This is a genomic window from Flavobacterium sharifuzzamanii (assembly GCF_003254585.1).
GTDB classification, from domain to species: domain Bacteria; phylum Bacteroidota; class Bacteroidia; order Flavobacteriales; family Flavobacteriaceae; genus Flavobacterium; species Flavobacterium sharifuzzamanii.
Genome location: NZ_QJGZ01000036.1, coordinates 16,925 through 38,462, shown reverse-complemented (window position 1 = coordinate 38,462; position 21,538 = coordinate 16,925). Strand labels below are relative to the sequence as shown.

At 34.2% G+C, this 21,538-nt stretch carries 19 protein-coding genes; 14 read left to right on the top strand and 5 right to left on the bottom strand.

Annotated elements, in window-relative coordinates; all coding sequences use genetic code 11:
• The first annotated feature begins 3 nt into the window (after positions 1-3).
• Entirely contained in the window at positions 4-2,187 is a 2,184-nt protein-coding gene (locus DMA14_RS06825; RefSeq protein ID WP_111424308.1) for a M1 family metallopeptidase, read from the top strand.
• Positions 2,188-2,284: 97 nt separating this feature from the next.
• Complete coding sequence (locus tag DMA14_RS06820) at positions 2,285-3,664, top strand: Gfo/Idh/MocA family protein (protein WP_111424022.1); 1,380 nt, start codon at positions 2,285-2,287, stop codon at positions 3,662-3,664.
• Positions 3,665-3,957: 293 nt separating this feature from the next.
• Here the strand turns inward: DMA14_RS06820 and DMA14_RS06815 are convergent, their stop codons facing one another.
• From DMA14_RS06815 to guaA, 4 genes are all read right to left on the bottom strand, one after another.
• On the bottom strand, positions 3,958-4,359 hold the full coding sequence (locus tag DMA14_RS06815; RefSeq protein WP_111378679.1) for an OsmC family protein: 402 nt from the start codon (positions 4,357-4,359) through the stop codon (positions 3,958-3,960).
• Positions 4,359-6,431, bottom strand: a complete 2,073-nt coding sequence (locus DMA14_RS06810; protein WP_111424021.1) for a LysM peptidoglycan-binding domain-containing protein — start codon at positions 6,429-6,431, stop codon at positions 4,359-4,361. Before DMA14_RS06810 ends, DMA14_RS06815 begins: the two co-directional genes overlap by 1 nt.
• A 94-nt stretch (positions 6,432-6,525) precedes the next feature.
• Positions 6,526-8,439 carry a lytic transglycosylase gene (locus tag DMA14_RS06805; protein ID WP_111424020.1) on the bottom strand — a complete coding sequence of 638 codons (1,914 nt, stop codon included), beginning with the start codon at positions 8,437-8,439 and terminating at the stop codon, positions 6,526-6,528.
• Positions 8,440-8,502: 63 nt separating this feature from the next.
• Positions 8,503-10,032, bottom strand: coding sequence for a glutamine-hydrolyzing GMP synthase (gene guaA / locus DMA14_RS06800; protein WP_026729125.1), 1,530 nt, complete (start codon positions 10,030-10,032; stop codon positions 8,503-8,505).
• Positions 10,033-10,255: 223 nt separating this feature from the next.
• On the opposite strand from guaA, the gene DMA14_RS06795 reads away from it, so the two are divergent.
• Positions 10,256-10,783 carry a hypothetical protein gene (locus tag DMA14_RS06795; protein ID WP_111424019.1) on the top strand — a complete coding sequence of 176 codons (528 nt, stop codon included), beginning with the start codon at positions 10,256-10,258 and terminating at the stop codon, positions 10,781-10,783.
• Positions 10,784-10,888: 105 nt separating this feature from the next.
• Here the strand turns inward: DMA14_RS06795 and DMA14_RS06790 are convergent, their stop codons facing one another.
• Complete coding sequence (locus DMA14_RS06790; protein WP_111424018.1) at positions 10,889-11,602, bottom strand: hypothetical protein; 714 nt, start codon at positions 11,600-11,602, stop codon at positions 10,889-10,891.
• Positions 11,603-11,896: 294 nt separating this feature from the next.
• On the opposite strand from DMA14_RS06790, the gene DMA14_RS06785 reads away from it, so the two are divergent.
• The 11 genes from DMA14_RS06785 to aqpZ all read left to right on the top strand — a co-directional run bounded on the left by DMA14_RS06785 (position 11,897) and on the right by aqpZ (position 21,512).
• Positions 11,897-12,826: a DnaJ C-terminal domain-containing protein gene (locus DMA14_RS06785; RefSeq protein ID WP_111424017.1), complete on the top strand. Its 930-nt coding sequence runs from the start codon at positions 11,897-11,899 to the stop codon at positions 12,824-12,826.
• Positions 12,823-13,128, top strand: a complete 306-nt coding sequence (locus tag DMA14_RS06780; protein WP_111424016.1) for a chaperone modulator CbpM — start codon at positions 12,823-12,825, stop codon at positions 13,126-13,128. Before DMA14_RS06785 ends, DMA14_RS06780 begins: the two co-directional genes overlap by 4 nt.
• A gap of 151 nt (positions 13,129-13,279) precedes the next feature.
• Complete coding sequence (locus DMA14_RS06775; RefSeq protein ID WP_111424015.1) at positions 13,280-13,660, top strand: RidA family protein; 381 nt, start codon at positions 13,280-13,282, stop codon at positions 13,658-13,660.
• A 150-nt stretch (positions 13,661-13,810) separates the two neighbouring features.
• On the top strand, positions 13,811-15,055 hold the full coding sequence (locus DMA14_RS06770) for a voltage-gated chloride channel family protein (protein WP_111424014.1): 1,245 nt from the start codon (positions 13,811-13,813) through the stop codon (positions 15,053-15,055).
• 236 nt (positions 15,056-15,291) lie between these two features.
• Entirely contained in the window at positions 15,292-16,296 is a 1,005-nt protein-coding gene (locus DMA14_RS06765; RefSeq protein ID WP_111424013.1) for a DHH family phosphoesterase, read from the top strand.
• Between the two features lie 8 nt (positions 16,297-16,304).
• The gene (gene gldI / locus DMA14_RS06760) at positions 16,305-16,961 is read left to right on the top strand and encodes a gliding motility-associated peptidyl-prolyl isomerase GldI (RefSeq protein WP_111424012.1); all 657 of its coding nucleotides are present in this window, start codon (positions 16,305-16,307) and stop codon (positions 16,959-16,961) included.
• 15 nt (positions 16,962-16,976) lie between these two features.
• Positions 16,977-18,053 carry a peptidylprolyl isomerase gene (locus DMA14_RS06755; RefSeq protein ID WP_111424011.1) on the top strand — a complete coding sequence of 359 codons (1,077 nt, stop codon included), beginning with the start codon at positions 16,977-16,979 and terminating at the stop codon, positions 18,051-18,053.
• Positions 18,054-18,083: 30 nt separating this feature from the next.
• A complete protein-coding gene (locus tag DMA14_RS06750; RefSeq protein WP_111424010.1) occupies positions 18,084-19,211 on the top strand; it encodes a peptidylprolyl isomerase in 1,128 nt (375 codons plus the stop codon).
• Positions 19,212-19,432: 221 nt separating this feature from the next.
• A complete protein-coding gene (locus DMA14_RS06745) occupies positions 19,433-20,335 on the top strand; it encodes an EamA family transporter (RefSeq protein WP_111424009.1) in 903 nt (300 codons plus the stop codon).
• Between the two features lie 87 nt (positions 20,336-20,422).
• Complete coding sequence (locus DMA14_RS06740) at positions 20,423-20,779, top strand: DoxX family protein (protein ID WP_111424008.1); 357 nt, start codon at positions 20,423-20,425, stop codon at positions 20,777-20,779.
• Between the two features lie 25 nt (positions 20,780-20,804).
• Entirely contained in the window at positions 20,805-21,512 is a 708-nt protein-coding gene (gene aqpZ, locus DMA14_RS06735) for an aquaporin Z (RefSeq protein ID WP_111424007.1), read from the top strand.
• The last annotated feature ends 26 nt before the right edge of the window (positions 21,513-21,538 follow it).

The window sequence follows — 21,538 nt, the reverse complement described above, 5'->3', positions numbered from 1 at the left end:
AAAATGAAAAACCATTTTTTAAAATATACTTTTTTGGGTCTTGTCGTTTTGATGAGTCCAAAAATTGAGGCACAAAACAAAGCAGAAAAGGTTGATGAATTATCCATTTACCGCGCTACTCCTTTAAAAACACATGATTTAATTCATACCAAACTGGAGGTTTCATTCGATTATGGGAAACGCTATTTGTACGGAAAAGAATGGATTACTTTAAAACCTCATTTCTACGAAACCGATTCGCTTAAGCTTGACGCAAAAGGAATGGATTTTAAAGAAATTGCTATTATTGATGGCAAAAAAAGTATTCCGTTGCAATATAAATATGATAACGAAGAACTTTCAATCGCTTTAAACAGAAAATATAAAAGCACAGAAAAGTACACGATTTTCATTAATTATACCGCAAAACCAGCAGAACTGAAAAGCAAAGCGGGCGAATCGATTACCAACTCAAACGGATTATATTTTATTAATCCTGATGGAAAAGGTGACAAACCAACACAAATATGGACGCAAGGCGAAACGGAAGCTTCTTCTTGCTGGTTCCCAACAATCGATAAACCAAATCAGAAAACAACTTCTGAAATTGCGATGACGGTTGAGGCAAAATATACGACACTTTCAAACGGTAAATTAACCTCGCAAAAAGTAAATAAAGACGGGACAAGAACGGATATATGGAAGATGGAACAGCCAAATGCACCTTATTTGTTTATGATGGCTGTTGGAGATTTTAAAATCTATAAAGATTCATATAACGGTAAAGAAGTCAGCTATTATTTAGAGCCAAAATACGCGCCTTATGCCAAACAGATATTTTATAAAACGCCAGATATGATGAATTTTTACAGCAAAATGCTTGGCGTAGAATATCCTTGGGCAAAATATGCGCAAATTGTGGTGAAAGACTATTTTGGAGGTGCGATGGAAAATACTTCGGCAACCGTTCATGGTGAATATGTTCAGAAGACAGAACGAGAATTATTAGATGATAATCAAGAAAGCACCATTGCTCACGAGCTTTTTCACCAATGGTTTGGAGATTATGTAACGGCTGAGTCGTGGTCAAACTTAACAATGAATGAATCGTTTGCCACTTTTGGAGAAGTGCTTTGGCACGGGCACGATGCCGGACAAGATGGTGAAGACAGATCTCGTTATGAAAAATTGCAGAATTATTTACGCTCTCAAAAAAATGGTGACAGTCCAATTTTAGCTCGTTTTCATTACAGAAACGCAGACGATATGTTTGATAATATCAGCTATTCTAAAGGTTCGATTATTTTATATGCCATGAAAAATCAAATGGGTGATGAAGCCTTTTTTAAAGGACTAAATCATTATTTGACCACAAATGCTTATAAATCTGGCGAGCCGCATCAGTTGCGTTTGTCTATGGAAGAAGTAACTGGAAAAGATTGGTTGCCATATTTTGATCAGTGGTATTACAATGCTGGAAGTCCGATTCTGGATGTGACTTATAAATATGCTAATGGGAAAATCATCATTACTATAAATCAATCTCAGGATAGTTCAGTGCAAACCTTTACACTGCCTTTAAAAGTTGATTTTTACGTAAACGGAACTAAAATCAGAAAGGATATTTTAGTTGATAAAAGACAACAAAGTTTCAGTTTTGATCTTCCTTCAAAACCTGAATTTATTGATTTAGATCCAGATAAAATCTTAGTTGGAGAAGTGAATGTCGATAAAAAAACGGCTGCTGATTATCTTTATCAATATAAAAATGCACCATCGTATTATAACCGAATTGAAGCTATAAAATTTGCTTCAAAAGACAGAAGTCAGGAGTCACAGCTTATTTTACTAGAAGGCTTAAAAGATCCTCAAGAAGACTTAAGAGTATTGAGTATCAAAGCAATTGATTTAAATGAAAAACAAAACAAAGATCAAGTTTTAAAAACGCTTCTTGATATTGCTAAAAACGACAAAAAAACAATCGCAAGAGCAAATGCTATTGTAAAATTAGCTTCAACAGGAGATGCTTCTTATAAAGCATTGATGGACGAAAGCATTAAAGAACAATCATACAACGTAATTGCTGCAGGATTAACAGGATTAACAAAATACGCACCAGCCGAAGCAGATAAAGCATTGGCTTCATTAGATGACGATACCAAAAAACATGTAACGCCTTTAATGAAAAGATTTAGTAGTCAAAAATAATTATAGGAATTCTTAGAATCTGTTTTGTTTTTGAAAACCTCTCTAATTTGGTTCATTAGAGAGGTTATTTTAAAAAATTATCTAACAATAATCACTCATGAAAATCACCTTCTTAAAACCTATAACGATCCTTTTTCTTTTGTTCGGATGGACAATAGCATCAGCACAAATGATTAAGACTAAAACTCCTGCACGTGCAAAAGGACAGCAAGATGTATTGAGAATGGCCGCAGATCCAATTCCAACCGTTCGCGTCGCTTTTATCGGACTTGGAATGCGTGGGCCTGGCGCGGTAGAACGTATGACACATATTCCGGGTGTAGAGATTGTAGCTTTGTGCGACATGACTCAGGAGAATACTGCAAAGTCGAATGAGATTTTAGCGAAAGCTGGTTTTCCAAAAGCACAAGAATTCTACGGTGACGAAAATGCTTGGAGAAAAGTAACAGCCTTACCAAACGTAGATTTAGTATATGTTGCCACAGATTGGCTTCATCATGCTTCTATCGGAGTTCAGGCCATGAAAGACGGAAAACACGTTGCAATAGAAGTTCCAGGCGCTTTAACCATGAAAGAAATCTGGGAACTTATTGATACTTCAGAAAAAACGAGAAAACATTGTATGCAATTGGAAAACTGCGTTTATGATTTCTTCGAATTAACAACATTAAACATGGCACAACAAGGTGTTTTTGGCGAAATTCTTCATGCTGAAGGTTCTTATATTCATGGTTTACAACCATTTTGGGGAGAATACTGGAACAACTGGAGAATGGATTACAACATCAAACACCGCGGTGATGTTTATGCGACACACGGGATGGGGCCGGCTTGTCAGGCGTTAAATATTCATCGTGGTGACAAAATGAATTTCTTGGTTTCTATGGATACAAAAGCCGTTGGAAATCCTGCTTACATTAAAGAAAAATCAGGAAAGGAAATTAAAGATTTTAGAAACGGAGATCATACAATGACGATGATTCGTACTGAAAACGGAAAAACAATTCAAATTCAGCATGATGTTACTTCGCCTCGTCCATACAGCAGAATGTATCAGTTGAGCGGTACAAAAGGATTTGCCAACAAATATCCGCTTGAAGGTTATGCGCTTGACGGAAAAGAATTAAGCGATGACGTAAAACCAAATCACGAAAAATTGAGCGCTCATTCTTTTGTTCCTGAAGAAGTGAAAAAAGCCCTGATGGAAAAATACAAACATCCGATTGCAAAAGGAATCGAAGAACAAGCTAAAAAAGTAGGTGGTCATGGCGGAATGGATTTCATTATGGATTATCGTTTAATTCACTGTCTCCAAAAAGGACTTCCATTAGATATGGACGTTTACGATTTAGCCGAATGGTCTTGCCTTGGCCCATTAACCGAAATTTCATTAGACCATAATTCTGCTCCTGTTGAAATTCCAGATTTTACTCGTGGAGGTTGGAACAAACTTAAAAAATTAGAGTTTTCAGAATAAATATTATTGGTTAGTTAAAGAGGGACAAGAGGGCAAAGTAGATGTTGCTCTCTTGTCTGTTTTAAACCGTTCATAAAATTTAGATTGCAAAAAATATATCGCTCCTCTGGAGCTTTACATTGTATATGTATATTCTTTGCTATAAATATTACGCTTCTCCGAAGCTTATCTCTGGAGCTCTTCATATTGTATACATTTATTTTTTACTATAAATAATTCGTTTCTTCGAAGCCTACAAAAAAAGGAGCTGTCTTTTTGAGACAGCTCCTTTCTTAATTTTATTTGATAAAAAATTAATTCCAGTTGAACGTAATTTTCTTTTCGATTTCACTGCTTAAACTTAGAAAAACCGGACAAGTCATTGCAGCACGTTCTAAAATAGTTTTACTTTTTTCGTCAGCGTTGCTTTTCATTTGAAATACAATTTCGATTGCTCCAATTCTTCTCGGTTCTGCATTCATAATTTTAGTTACTTCAGCTGTAGAACCAACAAAATCTACTTCTAAATCACGAGCTTTGATTCCCATAATTGTCATCATGCAGCTTGCTAGAGCGTTTGCTACAGTATCTGTTGGAGAAAATGCTTCTCCTTTTCCGTTATTATCTACTGGTGCGTCAGAAATGATTTCGCTTCCTGATTGCACGTGAATTGAACTTGTTCTTAAATCTCCTAAATAGGTTACTTTTGATGTCATTAATTTGCTACTTTTAAAGTTAAGTCACTATCATAATACAAGATGTAAACGCCTTTATTAGCGTGTCCTCCATCTCCTTTTCTATAATACTGAAATTTATTGTCTACTTGCTGAGTTGTCATTAAATCAGCTGTTTCTTGAAATGTTTTTCCTTGAGATAAACGCATCATCGTGTCAAAAGTTACATCAAATCCTCTAGTTGCATAGGTGGTTGGATTTGCTTTGTTTTTCAAACGAAATTGTTTTTCATAAATTAAAACTGGCTGTTCATCACTTTCGCGCGTTACAGAAGGATACATTAATTTCAATTTTATCAAATTATCAAAACTGATTTCATCTGTATCCAATGTGCTATTTGGCTCTAAAATCACCAATTGAACCTGACATGTTTTCTGAGAATCAAGCAATGCTTTAATCGTAGCTTTAACCATCGCTGTATTACCAGTTTCCATCACAACATAATTCATTCGATTTGGAATCAACAAACTTTTTAAATTAGCCACATCCAAACCACCAGTTTCTGTTAAAGTTGCAAATGCAACTCCTTTTTGGTTTTGTTTGATATAATTAATAACCGATTCCTTTTTCTTATCTACCACAGCTACAATATTCCCGTTTTTAGAACGCATATAATCAAAAACCGAATTTCTAATCACGTCATTTGAAGGTATGGTTTGGTATAAATTGTCAATCGGATTTGCACTATCTTTTGATAAAGGAGAAATTACCGGAACGTCATACGAACGCAGCATGTTTGCTGTTGTTTCTGCATTAGTTTGGTAAAATGGCCCAATTACAGCATCTGCATCTTGAAGTTTCGGAGTTAAACCTACAACATTAGAAGTTGTTTTAGTTTCCTGAGAATCGTAAATAGCAACATCAATTGGAAGTTTTAATGTTTTTGCAGAATCAATCGCCATCATAGCTCCAGCATAAAAATCTAAAGTCATGTTTAAGAACTTGTCGTTTTTGATTCTGTTAGCTGTTCCAGAAGTATCGCTTTGCACTTTAGCCAAATTAAAAGGAAGCAATAAAACTACTTTCTTACGCTCATTAAATCCTTTCTTTTTTGTTAATTCAACAACTTCTACGTTTTCGTTTTCAGTCGATTTTACTTTATCGACAATTTTAATTCCACCGCCAGTATTTTCAACTGGTTTGTATACTGAAGAATCAGCAGGTTTATCTGGCACTTGTGCAGCAACAATTGGAGCTGGAGCGACATATCCTGTTGGAACTTTCAAAACCATCCCTTCTTTTACACCTTCAGAAAGTGACGGATTTAATGCCACTAATTCATCTTGGGTCAAATGAAAAACTCTTCCTAAACTATAAAAAGTTTCCTTTGGTTTAACCTGATAATTCATATAAGTCACCGCTTTTTTTGAAGTTTCAGCAGGCTTTTTACTTTCTACAGCTTTTGCCATTTCTACTGGAGCAGATTCTGTTTTTGGAGCTGTTCCTTTTATGGTTAATCTGTAACCAACTGGCAAACTGTTAACAATATCTGGATTTCGTTTTTCTAATTCGTCAACCGTAATATTATACTGTTTTGCAATACCAAATTTTGTTTCTTTTGGCTGAACATCATGATAAACATATTTTTCAGCACCTTTTTCTTTAGCAGGTTTTGCTGCTGCTTTTGGAGCAGATCCTTTTGCTGGAATAACCAATTTTTGTCCGATTTGAACACCAGTTTTTTCTAAAAACGGATTTGCAGCTTTTAAAGCTTCATCTGAAATTCCGTACTTGTGTTCAATGCTGTAAAAAGTTTCCTTTGGTTGCACTTCATGGATAATCTCTTTTCCTGAAGCCACTGTAGTTTTAGTTTCAGAAACTTCTTTTTTTGCTTCTCCTGTTTTTGTTGGAATCAACAACACAGAATTTGGCACCAATCCCGTTCTTGCATCTGGATTGAGCTGATAGATATCATAAGGCGTTACCTTAAATTTTTGTGCAATCTGATTAATCGTCTCACCGCTCGATACTTTGTACTTCACCACTTTTTCTTGCGAAAATGCGCTTGAAGTCATAAAAAATACGAGAGACAATACTGTTAAATAATATTTCATAATAAGGCTTAAAACAATTTAATTTCTAATTCTAAAATAAGTTACAATTTTACTAAAAGCAAAATTCGCGCCGTTTGCTTTATTGCTATAAAAATTACCTTAAATCGATTTCTACTTTAGCAATAATGATTTCTTTATATAACTCATCTTCTTCTTTTTTCTTGCATTTATACAGCACTTCTTCCATGTTTTCGAACTTATCGGCGTAAACATAATACGAAAGGCTGTTAATATTGAAAAAGAAGCTAGCGTTAAATTCGCCAGAATCAATGAGTTTCATAATGAGCTTATCTCGGTCAACTGCGTCTGTAAATATACCTAAAACTAAGTAATACCCGTTTGAAACTTCTCTAAGATTATCATAAACTTCAACTTTTACTGTTTTGTCAGGCCTCAACGGATTGTCTTTCAATTCTTGTTTCATTTCTTGCAATGAAACTGTTTTTGAATTTTCTCCTGCATCATTTTTTTTCTGTTTCTTAACCGCTTCATCCTGATATTTTTTTAATTTGATTAAAGCCAATTTATCATCAAATTTTCGAGCTTCCATACTATAATAAGAAGCTTTACTGATGTGTCTTTTAACCTCAATTTTTTTCTGAGTGTCCAAAGAATCAATTTTAGCAATCAGAAGCTGATTTTGTGCATCTCCTTTTTCCTGCTCGATTTTATAGCGCTTAATTTCTTCTAAAGACAAACGCTGCTGTAAAGGTTCGGTGTTTGCTTTTTTCTCGCTTTCGCGGATTTTCTTCTTATATTCCTGATTTTCCTCAACTGCGATTTTCTCCACTTTGTTCATCAAACCAGCGTAGGCTTTTCTGTTTTCTGCGAGCTCCTTTTTCAATTGAGACGATAATTCATTCGTTTTATTGATCCCTTCAGAAGATTGTTTTTCTAATCTTTTAGATTCTTCAACATTGAGAATATCCATTCGCTTCAATTCTTTCAAATCATTATTCATCGAAGTGACAAGAGAATCCAACTTTGCCATTAAAATATCTTGAACATTTTTATTAGCTTCTAAAACCAGACGCAATTTTTCAACCGAGTTTTCTTTAGAACCATTCATATCGTTCAGATTCACTTTCAGATCATTAATTTTTATAATTTTCTGATTCATTTCTTTCTGAACAACCAAACGGTCTTTCAAATCTTCAATTTCTACTGTTTTCGCTTTTGTTTTTTCAACCACAACCTGTTTTTCAGCCAAAGCGAGCATTAATTCTTCGCTTTCATTAACTGGTTTAATTTCTTTGGTATTAATGGCTAATTTGTTCCCGACAATTAATCCGTTTACGATTTCAGGATTTTGAGATTCTAACTGATCTATCGAAATTCCGTATTTCTTTGCAATCGAAAATTTGGTTTCTTTTGGTTCAACAACATGAAAAACCGTTTCCTGATTAATAACACGAACTCTTCCGTCTAACGTTTTTCTTTTGTTTGGAATTGAAATCGTCTGTCCAATTTGCAATCCGTTAATTAAAATATCCTTATTTAGGTTTTCTAAATCCTCAACCGAAACATTGTATTGTCTTGCAATGCTAAATAAAGATTCTTTAGCCACAACTTGATGTGTTGTTTTTAAAGAAACAGCAATTTCTTGTTTTGAAGAATAATCTGAATTTTGAGGAATAATCAGTTCCTGACCTATTTGAAGTCCGCCTGCCAAAATTTCCTGATTAGCATTCTGAATGGCTTCAACCGAAACATGGTATTGTTTTGATAAACCAAACAATGTTTCTTTTGGCGCAACAATATGAGTTTGCTGCTTTGAAGATGTGTTTTCTGTGTGGTGAATTGGAATCTTTAAAACCTGATTGTCTTTGATTCCGTTTTGCGATTCGGGGTTGAGTTTGTAAATCTCGTCGATAGAAACCTTATACTTTTGGGCAATAAAATAAGCGGTTTCACCTTTTTGAATCTTGTGCTCGATAATTGAATCTTGCGCAGTTATTTTGTTAAAAGACAAAATAAAGACAAGAGAAATTGTTAAAAGTTCTCTCATAAATAGTAGGTTATAAAAAATTAAGGCCTTACAAATGTAAGACCTTAATTTTAAATTATACTACTATTCCCACTCAATTGTTGCAGGTGGTTTTGAACTAATATCGTAAACTACACGATTCACGCCTTTTACTTTATTGATGATGTCATTAGATACTTTCATCAAGAAATCGTAAGGTAAATGAACCCAGTCAGCAGTCATACCATCTGTTGATTCTACAGCTCTAAGCGCTACTACTTTTTCGTAAGTACGCTCGTCACCCATAACACCTACACTGTTTACAGGAAGCAAAATTGCTCCAGCCTGCCAAACTTTATCGTATAATCCCCAAGATTTTAATCCTTCAATAAATACAGAATCTACATCTTGTAAAATTCTAACTTTCTCTGGAGTAATATCTCCTAAAATTCTAATTGATAAACCTGGTCCTGGGAAAGGGTGTCTTCCTAATAATTCAGGATCTATTCCTAATGTAGCTCCTACTCTTCTCACTTCATCTTTGAAAAGCATTCTAAGCGGTTCTACAATTTTTAATTTCATATAATCTGGCAATCCACCAACGTTGTGGTGTGATTTAATAGTTGCAGATGGTCCTTTTACCGAAACAGATTCAATAACGTCTGGGTAAATAGTTCCTTGTGCTAACCATTTTACGTCTTCTAATAAGTGTGATTCATCATCAAAAACTTCAATAAATACACGACCGATTGTTTTACGTTTTGTTTCTGGATCACTAATTCCTGCTAATTCGCCAAGGAAACGATCTCCAGCATCTACACCTTTTACGTTCAATCCCATTCCTTTGTATTGATCTAATACATTTTGGAATTCGTTTTTACGAAGTAAACCGTTATTAACGAAGATACAGTATAAGTTTTGTCCGATTGCTTTATTTAATAAAACTGCTGCTACTGTAGAATCTACTCCTCCAGATAAACCAAGAACCACTTTATCGTTTCCTAATTTCTCTTTTAATTCTGCTACCATTTCGTCAACGAAAGCATTTGGAGTAAAGTTTTGAGGAACTTCAGCAATTTTTACTAAGAAGTTTTCCAACATCTGTTTTCCATCTGTTGAATGGTAAACTTCTGGGTGGTATTGAATTGCATAAGTAGTTTCGCCTTCAATTTTGTAAGCTGCATATTCTACATCATGCGTGCTTGCAAGCTTTACAGCATTTGTTGGAAGCGCTTTAATACTATCGCTATGGCTCATCCAAACTTGGCTGTTTTCTGAAACTCCTTCAAAGAAAGTTTCACCTTCTTTAATATAAGACAAGTTTGCTCTTCCGTATTCTCTCGTGTTTGAAGCAGCAACTTCTCCACCACTAAAGTGTGCTAAATATTGTGCTCCGTAACAAACAGCAAGTAAAGGCATTTTACCTCTAATTTGCGATAAATCAGGATGTGGTGCATCTTCTCCTCTAACAGAGAAAGGGCTTCCTCCTAAAATTACGGCTTTATAACTTGATAAATCACTTGGAATGTGATTGTAAGGAAAAATTTCGCAGAATATATTTAATTCGCGAACTCTACGCGCAATAAGCTGAGTATATTGCGATCCGAAATCTAAAATAAGTACGTTGTGTTGCATGCGCAAAAGTACTTTTTATATTCGAAATTCAAAAATCAGAACGTTGAAAAAATAAATATTTTTTTTCAACGTTCCGATTTTTAGGTTCAAAGGTTCTGAGTAGCAAAGGTTCAAAGTTTTTTTTCTTTGTCCCTTTGAACCTTTGTAACTTTGAACCTCAAAAAAGAAATCCAAACAACTCAAAAAATCGTATTTAACGAAAAAACCAATTTTAAATTTAACTATGAAATCAAAAATTATTGCACTAACTGTTTTTGTGTCGGCTTTTTTATCTTCTTGTAATACGGTCGATGATTTATTGACTTTTACCATTTCGAATAACACTTCGATTAAAATTCAAAGCACTTCTCCAATCAATCTGCCTTCGGAAATAATCACTCCAGAGGTTACAACCAATTCTTCGGCTGAGTTTGAAAACAATAAAACAAAAGCTAGTTTGATAAAAGATGTTAAAATCAGATCATTGAAATTATCCATTACAGATCCATCTGATAAAACTTTTACGTTTTTAAAATCGGTTCATTTATATATCTCAACAGCAAATTCGGAAGAAATCGAATTAGCGTATGCAGACAATATTAATGTATCAAGCAATTCAATCGATTTGATTTGTACAGATAAAAGATTAGATGAATACATTAAAGCAGATAGTTACAAGATAAGAACCAAAGTAACTTTAAAAGAAACCTTAACGCAAGATGTAACGGTAAAAGCAGAAATGAAATTTAAAGTGACTGCGGATCCATTCTAATTTTTGAGGTTCAAAGGCTCAAAGCGACAAAGGTTCAAAGGTAAACGAAGCGTAAAAACTTTGAACCTTTGAACCTTTGTTACTTTGAACCTAGTGCTAAAAGTACTATTCCTTAGTCACAACAATAGAAGCCTTAAATCCTGCAGCAAGATTATCCCAATAATCATTTGTTACTAGATTGCCTTTATCGTCGTAAACTTGTATTTCTGCTGTATTTCCTCCTAGCGAACCTATATTTAGAGCTTCAAAATCTAACTTATTAAAGCCTGGAGCAAGATTAATTTTCACTTGCTGAAAATTAGAATCCAATAAAATTCTATCACGAATTACATAATCATTTGAAGAAACTTTTACCAAATCACCGTCAATTGCTCCAAAATCACGGAATTTGACAATAAAATATTCTGATTTGGTTTTAAAATCTCCTAAAGAAATATTTCTCTTTACCAAAACACCTCGGCCTTCTCTTAAACCAGCATCTTTTAAAGATTTATCTAAATCTTTCTCCATCTTAGCTACATATCGATCGCCTGGATTGGCAAAATCGGTTTCTGTAGACATGGTAAACTTACTTTTCTCTTCTCCAATCTGAAATTTTGATTTTGGAGTTATTGTTGTATTTTCAAAAACATTTGGAGTTTTAATCGCTGGCATATCATTAAATTCTGCCAATGGATCTTTGACTTCAGGAATCGGAGTCTTTTTAGGCTTTGCAGTAAACTTTGCCCCTGGAATAGCTTTGAATTTTGTATTAGACTCAATTTGAGCTGATACAGACATGGCAGTAAGAAATAATATGAAAAATAAAATGTGCTTCATTGAAAAAGTATTATCGAATCGCCTTTTATAATTAATATAAAACAAAAGTCCAGCTTCACAAAAATAGTATAATTTACTTACTTGCTACAACTTTAGGAGTTTTATAACATTAAATTAAGCTAATTTTTGGAATCAAAAAACCTGCCAAGATTTTTTACTTTGTAAAAAATAAATTTCAAATCTAAAATTTTAAAAATTCCAAAATCCAATAATACAAAAACATTCAGCATTTTGATTATTAACAACTTATTCTTAACTTCAAGACTTTATTTTACCATTTAAAATCTAAAGAAAATGGATTATATCGATTATTACAAAGTATTAGATGTTACCAAATCTGCTACAGAAGCAGACATCAAAAAAGCATATCGAAAACTGGCAAGAAAATATCATCCCGATTTGAATCCGAATGATAAAGAAGCCGAAAAAAAATTCAAGGAAATAAATGAAGCCAACGAAGTTTTAAGCAATCCAGAAAATCGAAAGAAATACGATAAATACGGAAAAGACTGGAAACACGCTGACGAATTTGAAAAAGCAGGTTACGATCCAAATCAGCAGCAAAGCAGACAGCAAGGCGGGTATCAATATTCTGAAGGCGATTTCTCTGGTTTTGGAGGAGGAGGAGATTTTTCAGGCAGTGATTTTTCAGATTTTTTCAATTCGATGTATAGCCAAAGCGGAGGCAGAAACAGATCGCAGGCTAAATATAGAGGACAGGATTTTAATGCCGAACTGGAATTAGACCTTAAAGCTGCTTATACAACACATAAACAAAATTTAACTGTTAACGGAAAAAATATCCGAATTACGATTCCTGCTGGTGTAGAAAACGGGCAGATTATTAAAATTCCGAATCATGGAGGACCTGGAGTAAACGGCGGACCAAACGGAGATTTGTATATCACATTTATAATTTCTAATAATTCAGATTTTAAACGCGAAGGCAATAATTTATATGCTGATGCTCCAATTGATTTGTACACTGCAATTTTAGGTGGAGAAACTTACATCAATACTTTTGACGGAAAAGTAAAAATCAAAGTGCCTGCAGAAACTCAGCCAGGAACAAAAGTAAAACTGAAAGGAAAAGGCTTTCCCGTATATAAAAAAGAAAATCAGTTTGGCGATTTATACATTACGTACACCATAAAACTTCCAACAAAACTGTCGGACAAAGAAAAAGAGTTATTTGAAGAATTAGCAAAACTAAGAAAGTCATGAAAAATAAAAATTTAATCCAGATCAAACAGTTTTGTATTTATCACGAAATTGAAAACACTTTCATAACCGAACTTAATAACTATGGACTTATCCATATCATAACGGAAGAAAATGACGAGTATTTAGAACCAGAACAGCTTCCAACGGTTGAAAAAATGATCAGAATGCATTATGACCTCAAAATAAATCTGGAAGGAATTGATGCTATTGCACATTTATTGAATAAGATTGAAACCTTACAGCAAAATTTAAATACGGTACAAAACAAGCTTCGACTGTACGAAGAAAAAGAAGCCGAATAACTATTAATATCACAAAAAAGCTTGATTTCTGAATTGATTTCAAGCTTTTTTTAATCGCTGTCAAAACCATAATTCTTAAATTGCAGCATCTTTAATTAACCTGAATTTGCTTTTAAAACCATACAGACAAATTCGCAAAAATTATAAAAAAATGAAAAGAGAAAACATCTTGACTGGATCTCCGTGGGAAGACAAAATGGGATATTGCCGTGCCGTAAGAATTGGCAATATTATTGAAGTTTCTGGAACTGTAGCCATTGTTGACGGCGATAAAGTAAAAGCTGATGACGCTTATGCTCAAACGTATAATATTTTGGAACGAGTTGAAAAAGTTTTAGAAGATTTAAATGTGGGAATGAAAGATGTTATTAGAACAAGAATTTTCACAACAGACGTTTCTACTTTCGAAGAAGTGGCAAGAGCACACTCGACTTTCTTTAAAGATGTAAAACCAACTACAGGATTTTACGGAATCAGTAAATTGGTTGCTCCAGAATATTTGGTAGAAATCGAATTTACTGCTGTTGTATAATATTTTTTTTCGCCACAAATTTCGCTAATTCCACTAATTATTTTTCTTATGCCACTCCCGATAGCTATCGGGATAATGGATTTAAAATATTTTTTTCCTTTTAATTCGTGAAAATTGGCGAAATTCGTGGCAAACTTTTAGAATTCATTAATGACTTCCTTAAATCCAAAACAATTCCTGCTTTCTCTTCCAAAATGGATTCTTATCTGTGCATTAATAGGTATATTTTCAGGTTCTGCATCTGCTTTCTTTTTAGTTTCTTTAGAATGGGTTACGCAATTTAGAATTCAGCATGACTGGATTATTTGGCTTTTACCTTTCGGCGGATTTCTGGTAGGGTTGAGTTACTATTATTGGGGAGAATCGGTTGCAAAAGGAAATAATCTTTTACTTGAAGAATACGAAAATCCTAAAAAAGTGATTCCGTTTAAAATGGCCCCTTTAGTACTTTTAGGAACGCTTTTGACTCATTTATTTGGAGGATCTGCAGGACGAGAAGGAACTGCGGTACAAATGGGAGGTGCAATTGCCGATCAGTTTACAAAATTCTTCAAACTTGACAATTCTGAACGCAAGATTTTAATCATTCTCGGAATCAGTGCCGGATTTGCTTCTGTTTTTGGAACTCCTCTTGCGGGAGCTATTTTTGCTTTGGAAGTTTTATATTTCAGTAAAATTAATTTTAAAAGTATTCTGCTTTCTTTTTTAGTTGCTTATGCAGCGTATTTTTCTGTAGAATTCTGGCAAATTAAACATACACATTACAATATTCCAATTGTTCCAGAGCTTAGTTTAAACAATATTATTTTTACTCTAATTGTTGGAATTTTATCTGGATTTGCTGCTTTGCTATTTTCAAGAAGTACTCATTTCTGGGGTTCACTTTTTTCAAAAAATATTAAATATCCCCCGCTTCGTCCTGTAATTGGTGGAGTCGTTTTGGCTATTGCCATTGCTGGTTTAGGATTTACCAAATTTTCAGGTTTGGGTGTTCCTGTTATAGTTGATTCCTTTTCGAACCCAAATCAGTGGTACGATTTTCTTCTTAAAATCTTATTTACAGGATTTACACTTGGAGCAGGTTTTAAAGGCGGAGAAGTAACACCTTTATTTTTTGTTGGAGCTACTTTAGGAAGTGCCTTATCAACTGTAATTCCGATGCCAATTGCTCTTTTAGCAGGAATCGGATTTGTTGCTGTCTTTTCTGGCGCAACCCACACTCCTATTGCCTGTACGGTCATGGGAATGGAATTGTTCGGAATCGCTCCTGGAGTTTTTATCGCAATCGCCTGCACAATTGCTTATTTTTCTTCTGGTTCTATCGGAATCTACAAATCTCAGATTGTAAAAGGTGCAAAATATAAATTGTACCAGAGGTTAAATTCCTATTTTTAAAATTCCAAATCTCAAATTCCAATCTATATAGGTCGTTCCTGTAGAACTTAAATAAAAAAATCCGCGCCAATCAGTGTTTTCGCGATAGCGAATCCGTGTCATCCGTGTTGTAATTTCACTCAAAAATTTAAATTTAAAAACAAAGCCAATTCAGACCACTAAAAAAACTGACCACTACCTCTTGAATACTAAAATTATTTTCAGCATTACATTAAAAAAATGTAAATTCGCAAACTATGAAAATACAAGATATTCAAGCGATTCAATTACTGCTTGCTACGCCAAAGAAAATCGCAATTATTCCACACAGAGGACCAGATGGTGATGCCATGGGTTCTACTCTAGCTTTGTACCATTTTTCACTCAAAAATAATCATCAGCCAACTGTTATTTCTCCAAATGATTTTCCTGATTTTTTAGCTTGGCTTCCAGGCTCAGAAACAGTAAAAATCTATGAAAAAGATACTCCAAACTGCGTTAAAATATTAGAAGAAGCCGAGCTTATTTTTACACTTGATTTTAATGCTTTCCATCGCACTGGCGAAATGGAGCATACTCTTGCAAAACTTGCGGCTCCATTCATTATGATTGATCATCATGAAAAACCTCATGATTACGCCGCATATACTTACTCAGATACTTCTTATGGATCTACTTGCGAGATGGTTTACAATTTTATTACCTTTTTAAACAAAAAAGAAGATATTGATAAAACCATTGCAACTTGCATTTATACTGGAATTCTGACCGATTCTGGTTCTTTCCGTTTTCCAGGAACAACTGGAAATACCCATAGAATTATTGCAGAATTGATTGATTTAGGAGTTGAAAACACTCAAATTCCAGTTTTACTATACGATAATAGTTCTTTTAGCCGTTTGCAGTTACTAGGCCGTGCACTTCAAAACATGAAAATTTTTGAAGAACACAAAACGTCTTACATGACTCTTACACAAGAAGAACTTGATTCGTTTAATTATGTAAAAGGTGATACTGAAGGAATTGTAAATTACGGATTAAGCATTCGCGGAATTGTTTTTACAGCAATATTCATTGAAAACAAAGATGAAAAAATAATTAAGATTTCTTTTCGTTCTCAAGGAGGATTTGATGTCAACCAGTTTGCAAGAGACCATTTTAACGGAGGTGGACACGTCAATGCAGCAGGCGGAAGATCTGAAGCTTCTATGGAAGAAACAGTAAATAAATTTGAAGATTTAGTCAAAAAACTAAAATTATAACCCAAATCATGAATTACCTAAAACTTAGCATTTATACTTTGCTTTTTACTGTTTTGTTAAGCAGTTGTAAACATCATGAAGAAGCCCGAAGACCTATTTCTAGAGCTTCAGGAACATTCATGAAGAAATCGGCCGACCGAAATAAAAAGTTAGTGGCTAACGAAGAAGAAGTCATTAAAAAAATAATCAAAAGCAATCCGAAAGTAAAATATTATGCCACTCCAAAAGGGTATTGGTTTTGCTATGAAGAAAAAAATGCGGCAGAAACTACAGCACCGAGAAAAGGAGATATTGCTTACTTTAATATGGAAATAAAAGATATTAAAGGCAATAGCATTTACTCTGATTCTGATCTTGGCCCTCAAACCTATTATGTAGACAAACAAGACATTATGATGGGGTTACGCGACGGAATCAAAAGAATGCATAAAAATGAAACGGTAACGTTTTTATTCCCATCGCATATAGCATACGGATATCATGGAGACAACAAAAAAATTGGCCCAAACGAATCTTTAATCGTTACGGTTACACTTAGAAATTTTGTTCCAGATCCAACGGCTCAAACAGCAAAACCTGCTACACAATCGCCACAAACCGTAGCACCAAAACCTGCAGTTGCAAAACCTGCAGTACAGGCTAAAAAAGATACATTAACTCAATAAAAACAATATCTTAAAATGAAAAAGAGTATTTTATTATTACTAATAGCTGTAAGCTCATTTTATTCTTGTAAGGACGATCACAGTAATCTGCCAGATGGTTTATATGCCGATATCGAGACAAACAAAGGTCACATTATTGTAGAACTTAATTACAAAAAAGCACCTATAACTGTGGCTAACTTTGTGACTTTAGCTGAAGGTAAAAACGAGTTTGTAACGCACGAAAATCTTAAAAACAAACCTTTCTTTGATGGTTTAAAATTCCATAGAGTTATTGAAAATTTCATGATTCAGAGCGGTGACCCATTAGGAACAGGTTCTGGAGATACTGGTTATAAATTTAAAGATGAATTTTCAGATTTAAAATTTGACAAAGCAGGTGTTCTGGCAATGGCTAATAATGGTCCGGGCACAAACAGCAGCCAATTTTTCATTACGCATGTTGAAACTCCTTGGTTAGATGGTAAACATACTATTTTTGGTCATGTTGTAGACGCAAAAAATCAGGAAGTAGTAAACAAAGTGATACAAGGCGACAATATCGTTTCTATAACAATTATCAGAAATGGTGAAGCTGCTAAGAAATTTGATGCTGTAAAAGTATTCCATGATTATTTTGCTGACATTGCAAAAGAACAAAGCAAATACGCTGGCGTTCAAAAAGAAAAAGTGGAATTTTATGCTACTTTAAAAGCAAAAGCAACTAAAACTACTAGCGGTTTAGAATATGTTATTACAGAAAAAGGAAGCGGTAAAAAACCTGTTGCAGGAAATCCAATTTACATTCACTACGCGGGTTTCCTTGAAGACGGAACTTTATTTGACGCTAGTATCGAAGAAGTTGCAAAACAATTCGGCAAATATGATCCTGCAAGAGCAGCACAAGGCGGCTACCAACCAATTCAATTTCAAGCTGGTAAAAAAGACGGTTTAATTCCTGGTTTTATTGAAGGAGTTGAGCAATTATCTTACGGAGACAAAGCAGTTCTTTTTATTCCATCTCACTTAGCTTATGGAGCAACTGGTGCTGGAGGTGTAATTCCGCCAAACGCTAATATTATTTTCGAAATCCAGATTTCAGATAAACAGTAATCGAATTATAGACTTAAAAATTAAAAAGCAATGAAATTTAAATTTCTGTTTTTATTTTGCCTAGCAATCGTAAATATTCAGGCTCAAACGAAAAAGCCTGCTGCTAAACCAGCGGCAAAACCTGCAAGCAAAGTGGCGGCTACAGCGAACCCAGCTGAAGGGATTTTTGCTACAATCTCTACTACAAAAGGAGATATCGTGGTTTCTTTAGAATATGTAAAAGCACCTGTAACAGTTGCTAATTTTATCACTTTGGCAGAAGGTAAAAATCCTTATGTAAAAGTAGAGCGTTTAAAAGGCAAACCATTTTATGATGGCTTAAAATTCCATAGAGTTATTAATGATTTTATGATTCAAGGAGGAGATCCTCAAGGAACTGGAGCTGGAGATCCTGGATATTCTTTTAAAGATGAATTTGTTGGAGAACTAAAATTTGAAAAAGGAGGAGTTTTAGCTATGGCAAATTCTGGTCCTGCAACAAATGGAAGCCAATTTTTCATTACGCACAAAGAAACACCTTGGTTAAACGGAAAACATACAATTTTCGGTCATGTCGTTTCTGGAATGGACAATGTAAATAAAATTGTTCAGGATGATATCATGAATAAAATTACCATTACACGCAAAGGAGCAGCTGCCAAGAAATTTGATGCAGTAAAAATTTTTAGCGATGAAATGAAAAAAGGGGAATTGCAAAAAGAAGAAGCTAAAAAGATAGTGGCTACAAAAGCGGCTTATTTTAAAGACATGAAAGCAAAAGCTACTGCAACTGCATCTGGATTAAAATATGTAGTTACTCAAAAAGGTACTGGCGTTAAAAGTGCTGAAGGCTCTACAATCTATTTCCACTATGCAGGTTACTTTGAAGACGGAAGCTTATTTGACAGCAGCATGGCTAAGGTAGAAAAAGCATACGGAAAATATGATGCAAACAGAGATGCTCAAGGCGGTTACAAAGCTTTCCCTTTCACAGTTGGTAAAAAAGAAGGAATGATTCCTGGTTTTCTTGAAGCTCTCGATATGATGACAGACGGAGAAAAAGCAATTTTCTTCCTTCCTTCAAATTTAGCTTATGGTGAAAAAGGTGCTGGTGGCGTAATACCTCCAAACGCAACTTTAATTTTCGAAATTGAAACTTATCAAAATCAACCTAAGTAATTAGAGAAGAGAATATTTATTCTTTATAAGCATAAAAAGCCATCAGATTTTTTTGATGGCTTTTCTATTTTTCAACACTTCCTTTTTTTAAAGAATTCCTAATTTAAGCCTTTAAAAATCAATTCTATTATAATTAAATCACTATTTTCAACATAGTACAATAGAATCCTAAACAAAATAGCTTACCTTTGCCGGCTTAATTTTTTTAAAACAGATAATTTATGACGTCGCAAAATAATGTATTAAAAGGTGTTTTTCTTGTTGCTTTGGGAGCAACCACTTATGGAATGTTGGCTACTTTTGTAAAAATGGCTTATTCTGAAGGATACACAACTGCAGAAGTCACAACCTCACAATTTATTTATGGAATTCTAGGAATTCTTCTGATCAATCTTTTTCAGCGAATTAAAAACAAAAATAAACCTGCTGTAAGAGCATCTCGCAAAAACATTTTCAGTTTAATGCTTGCAGGAACTTCATTAGGAATGACCAGCCTATTTTACTATTTGGCTGTAAAATATATTCCCGTTTCTATCGGAATCGTTTTATTGATGCAAACCGTTTGGATGGGGGTTTTACTGGAAATGATTTTAGAAAAAAAACTGCCTTCAAAACAAAAAGTAATTGCTGTATTTATTGTTCTTTTCGGGACTGTTTTGGCTACCAATATAATCAATAATGATATTGAATTAGATTGGAGAGGATTAGTTTGGGGAATGCTAGCTGCTGCTTCTTTTACTACTACTATGTTTACTGCAAACAGTGTTGCAACTGAAATTTCATCTGCACAAAGAAGTCTTTATATGCTTTTAGGTGGTGCTATTATTGTTTTTTCGTTTGCTTTTGCAACGCAAGTAACTTCTTTCAACCTAGAAATCTTCTTAAAATGGGGAATAGTTTTATCATTATTTGGTACAATCATTCCACCACTTTTAATGACTGCTGGTTTTCCTTTAACTGGAATCGGTTTAGGCAGTATTGTTTCTGCTCTTGAACTGCCAGTTTCTGTAATGATGGCCTATGTTTTATTAAATGAAAAAGTAATCTTTTCTCAGTGGGTTGGCATTGTATTGATTATCCTTGCTATAATTATTATGAATGTAAATTTCAAACCCAAAAGCTAACGCTAAATATGCATTATTAAAAAAAACACATCTGTAATGCAATAATTGTTAATTTTTTATTAATTTCGTGATAAACAACTAAATATCATGATTTTACCTTGGCATTTATATTTAATGGCTTCCTTATATATTCTTGCTGGGCTAAATCATTTTAGAAATCCGGGAATGTACATAAAAATCATTCCGCCCGCATTTAAAAACCCCAAATTAATAAATATTTTAAGTGGTGCCGCCGAGATTATTCTGGGCATCTTTTTACTCCTGCCTTTTTCATCACATTTTGCCGCCTGGGGAATTATGCTTTTATTAATTGCTATTTTCCCTGCCAATTTGTACATGTTTCAAAATAAAAAAGCAGGTTTTGGTTTACCAATATGGATTTTATTTGTACGTTTGCCCTTACAATTTGTTTTAATTTATTGGGCTTACCAATATACATTCTAAACATTAACCATTAAATTATTTTATTATGAAAAAATTATTTGCAGAGTTTTTCGGGACTTATTGGCTTGTTTTTGGCGGGTGCGGAAGCGCTATTTTTGCTGCTGGAATTCCAGATTTAGGAATTGGATTTGCGGGTGTCGCTTTGGCTTTTGGTTTAACAGTGCTTACAATGGCATACGCTGTTGGCCATATTTCTGGCGGTCATTTTAATCCAGCGGTTTCTTTTGGTTTATGGGCTGGCGGAAGATTTTCTGCCAAAGATCTTATTCCATACATCATTGCACAATGTGTTGGAGCTGCTGCTGCTGCAGGGACTTTATACACGATAGCTTCTGGAAAAGCAGGTTTTGTAATAGATAATACAAAAGCTGGCGCCTTTGCATCTAATGGTTTTGGAGCTTTTTCTCCTGATGGCTATTCATTACAGTCTGCTTTTATAGCAGAATTTGTGCTTACTTTATTCTTCTTACTAGTCATTTTAGGAGCAACTGATAAATTTGCAAATGGCCGATTTGCTGGAATTGCAATCGGTTTGGCTCTGACTTTAATACACTTAATCAGCATTCCAATTACAAATACTTCTGTAAATCCAGCGAGATCATTGTCTCAAGCTATTTTTGTTGGCGGAGAACCATTGTCTCAGGTTTGGCTGTTTTGGGTCGCTCCTATTCTCGGTGCATTAGCGGCAGGTTTTCTTTATAAAACACTGCTTCAAAATCATGACGAGGCATAATAGCTGAAAAAAAATCGATATATCAT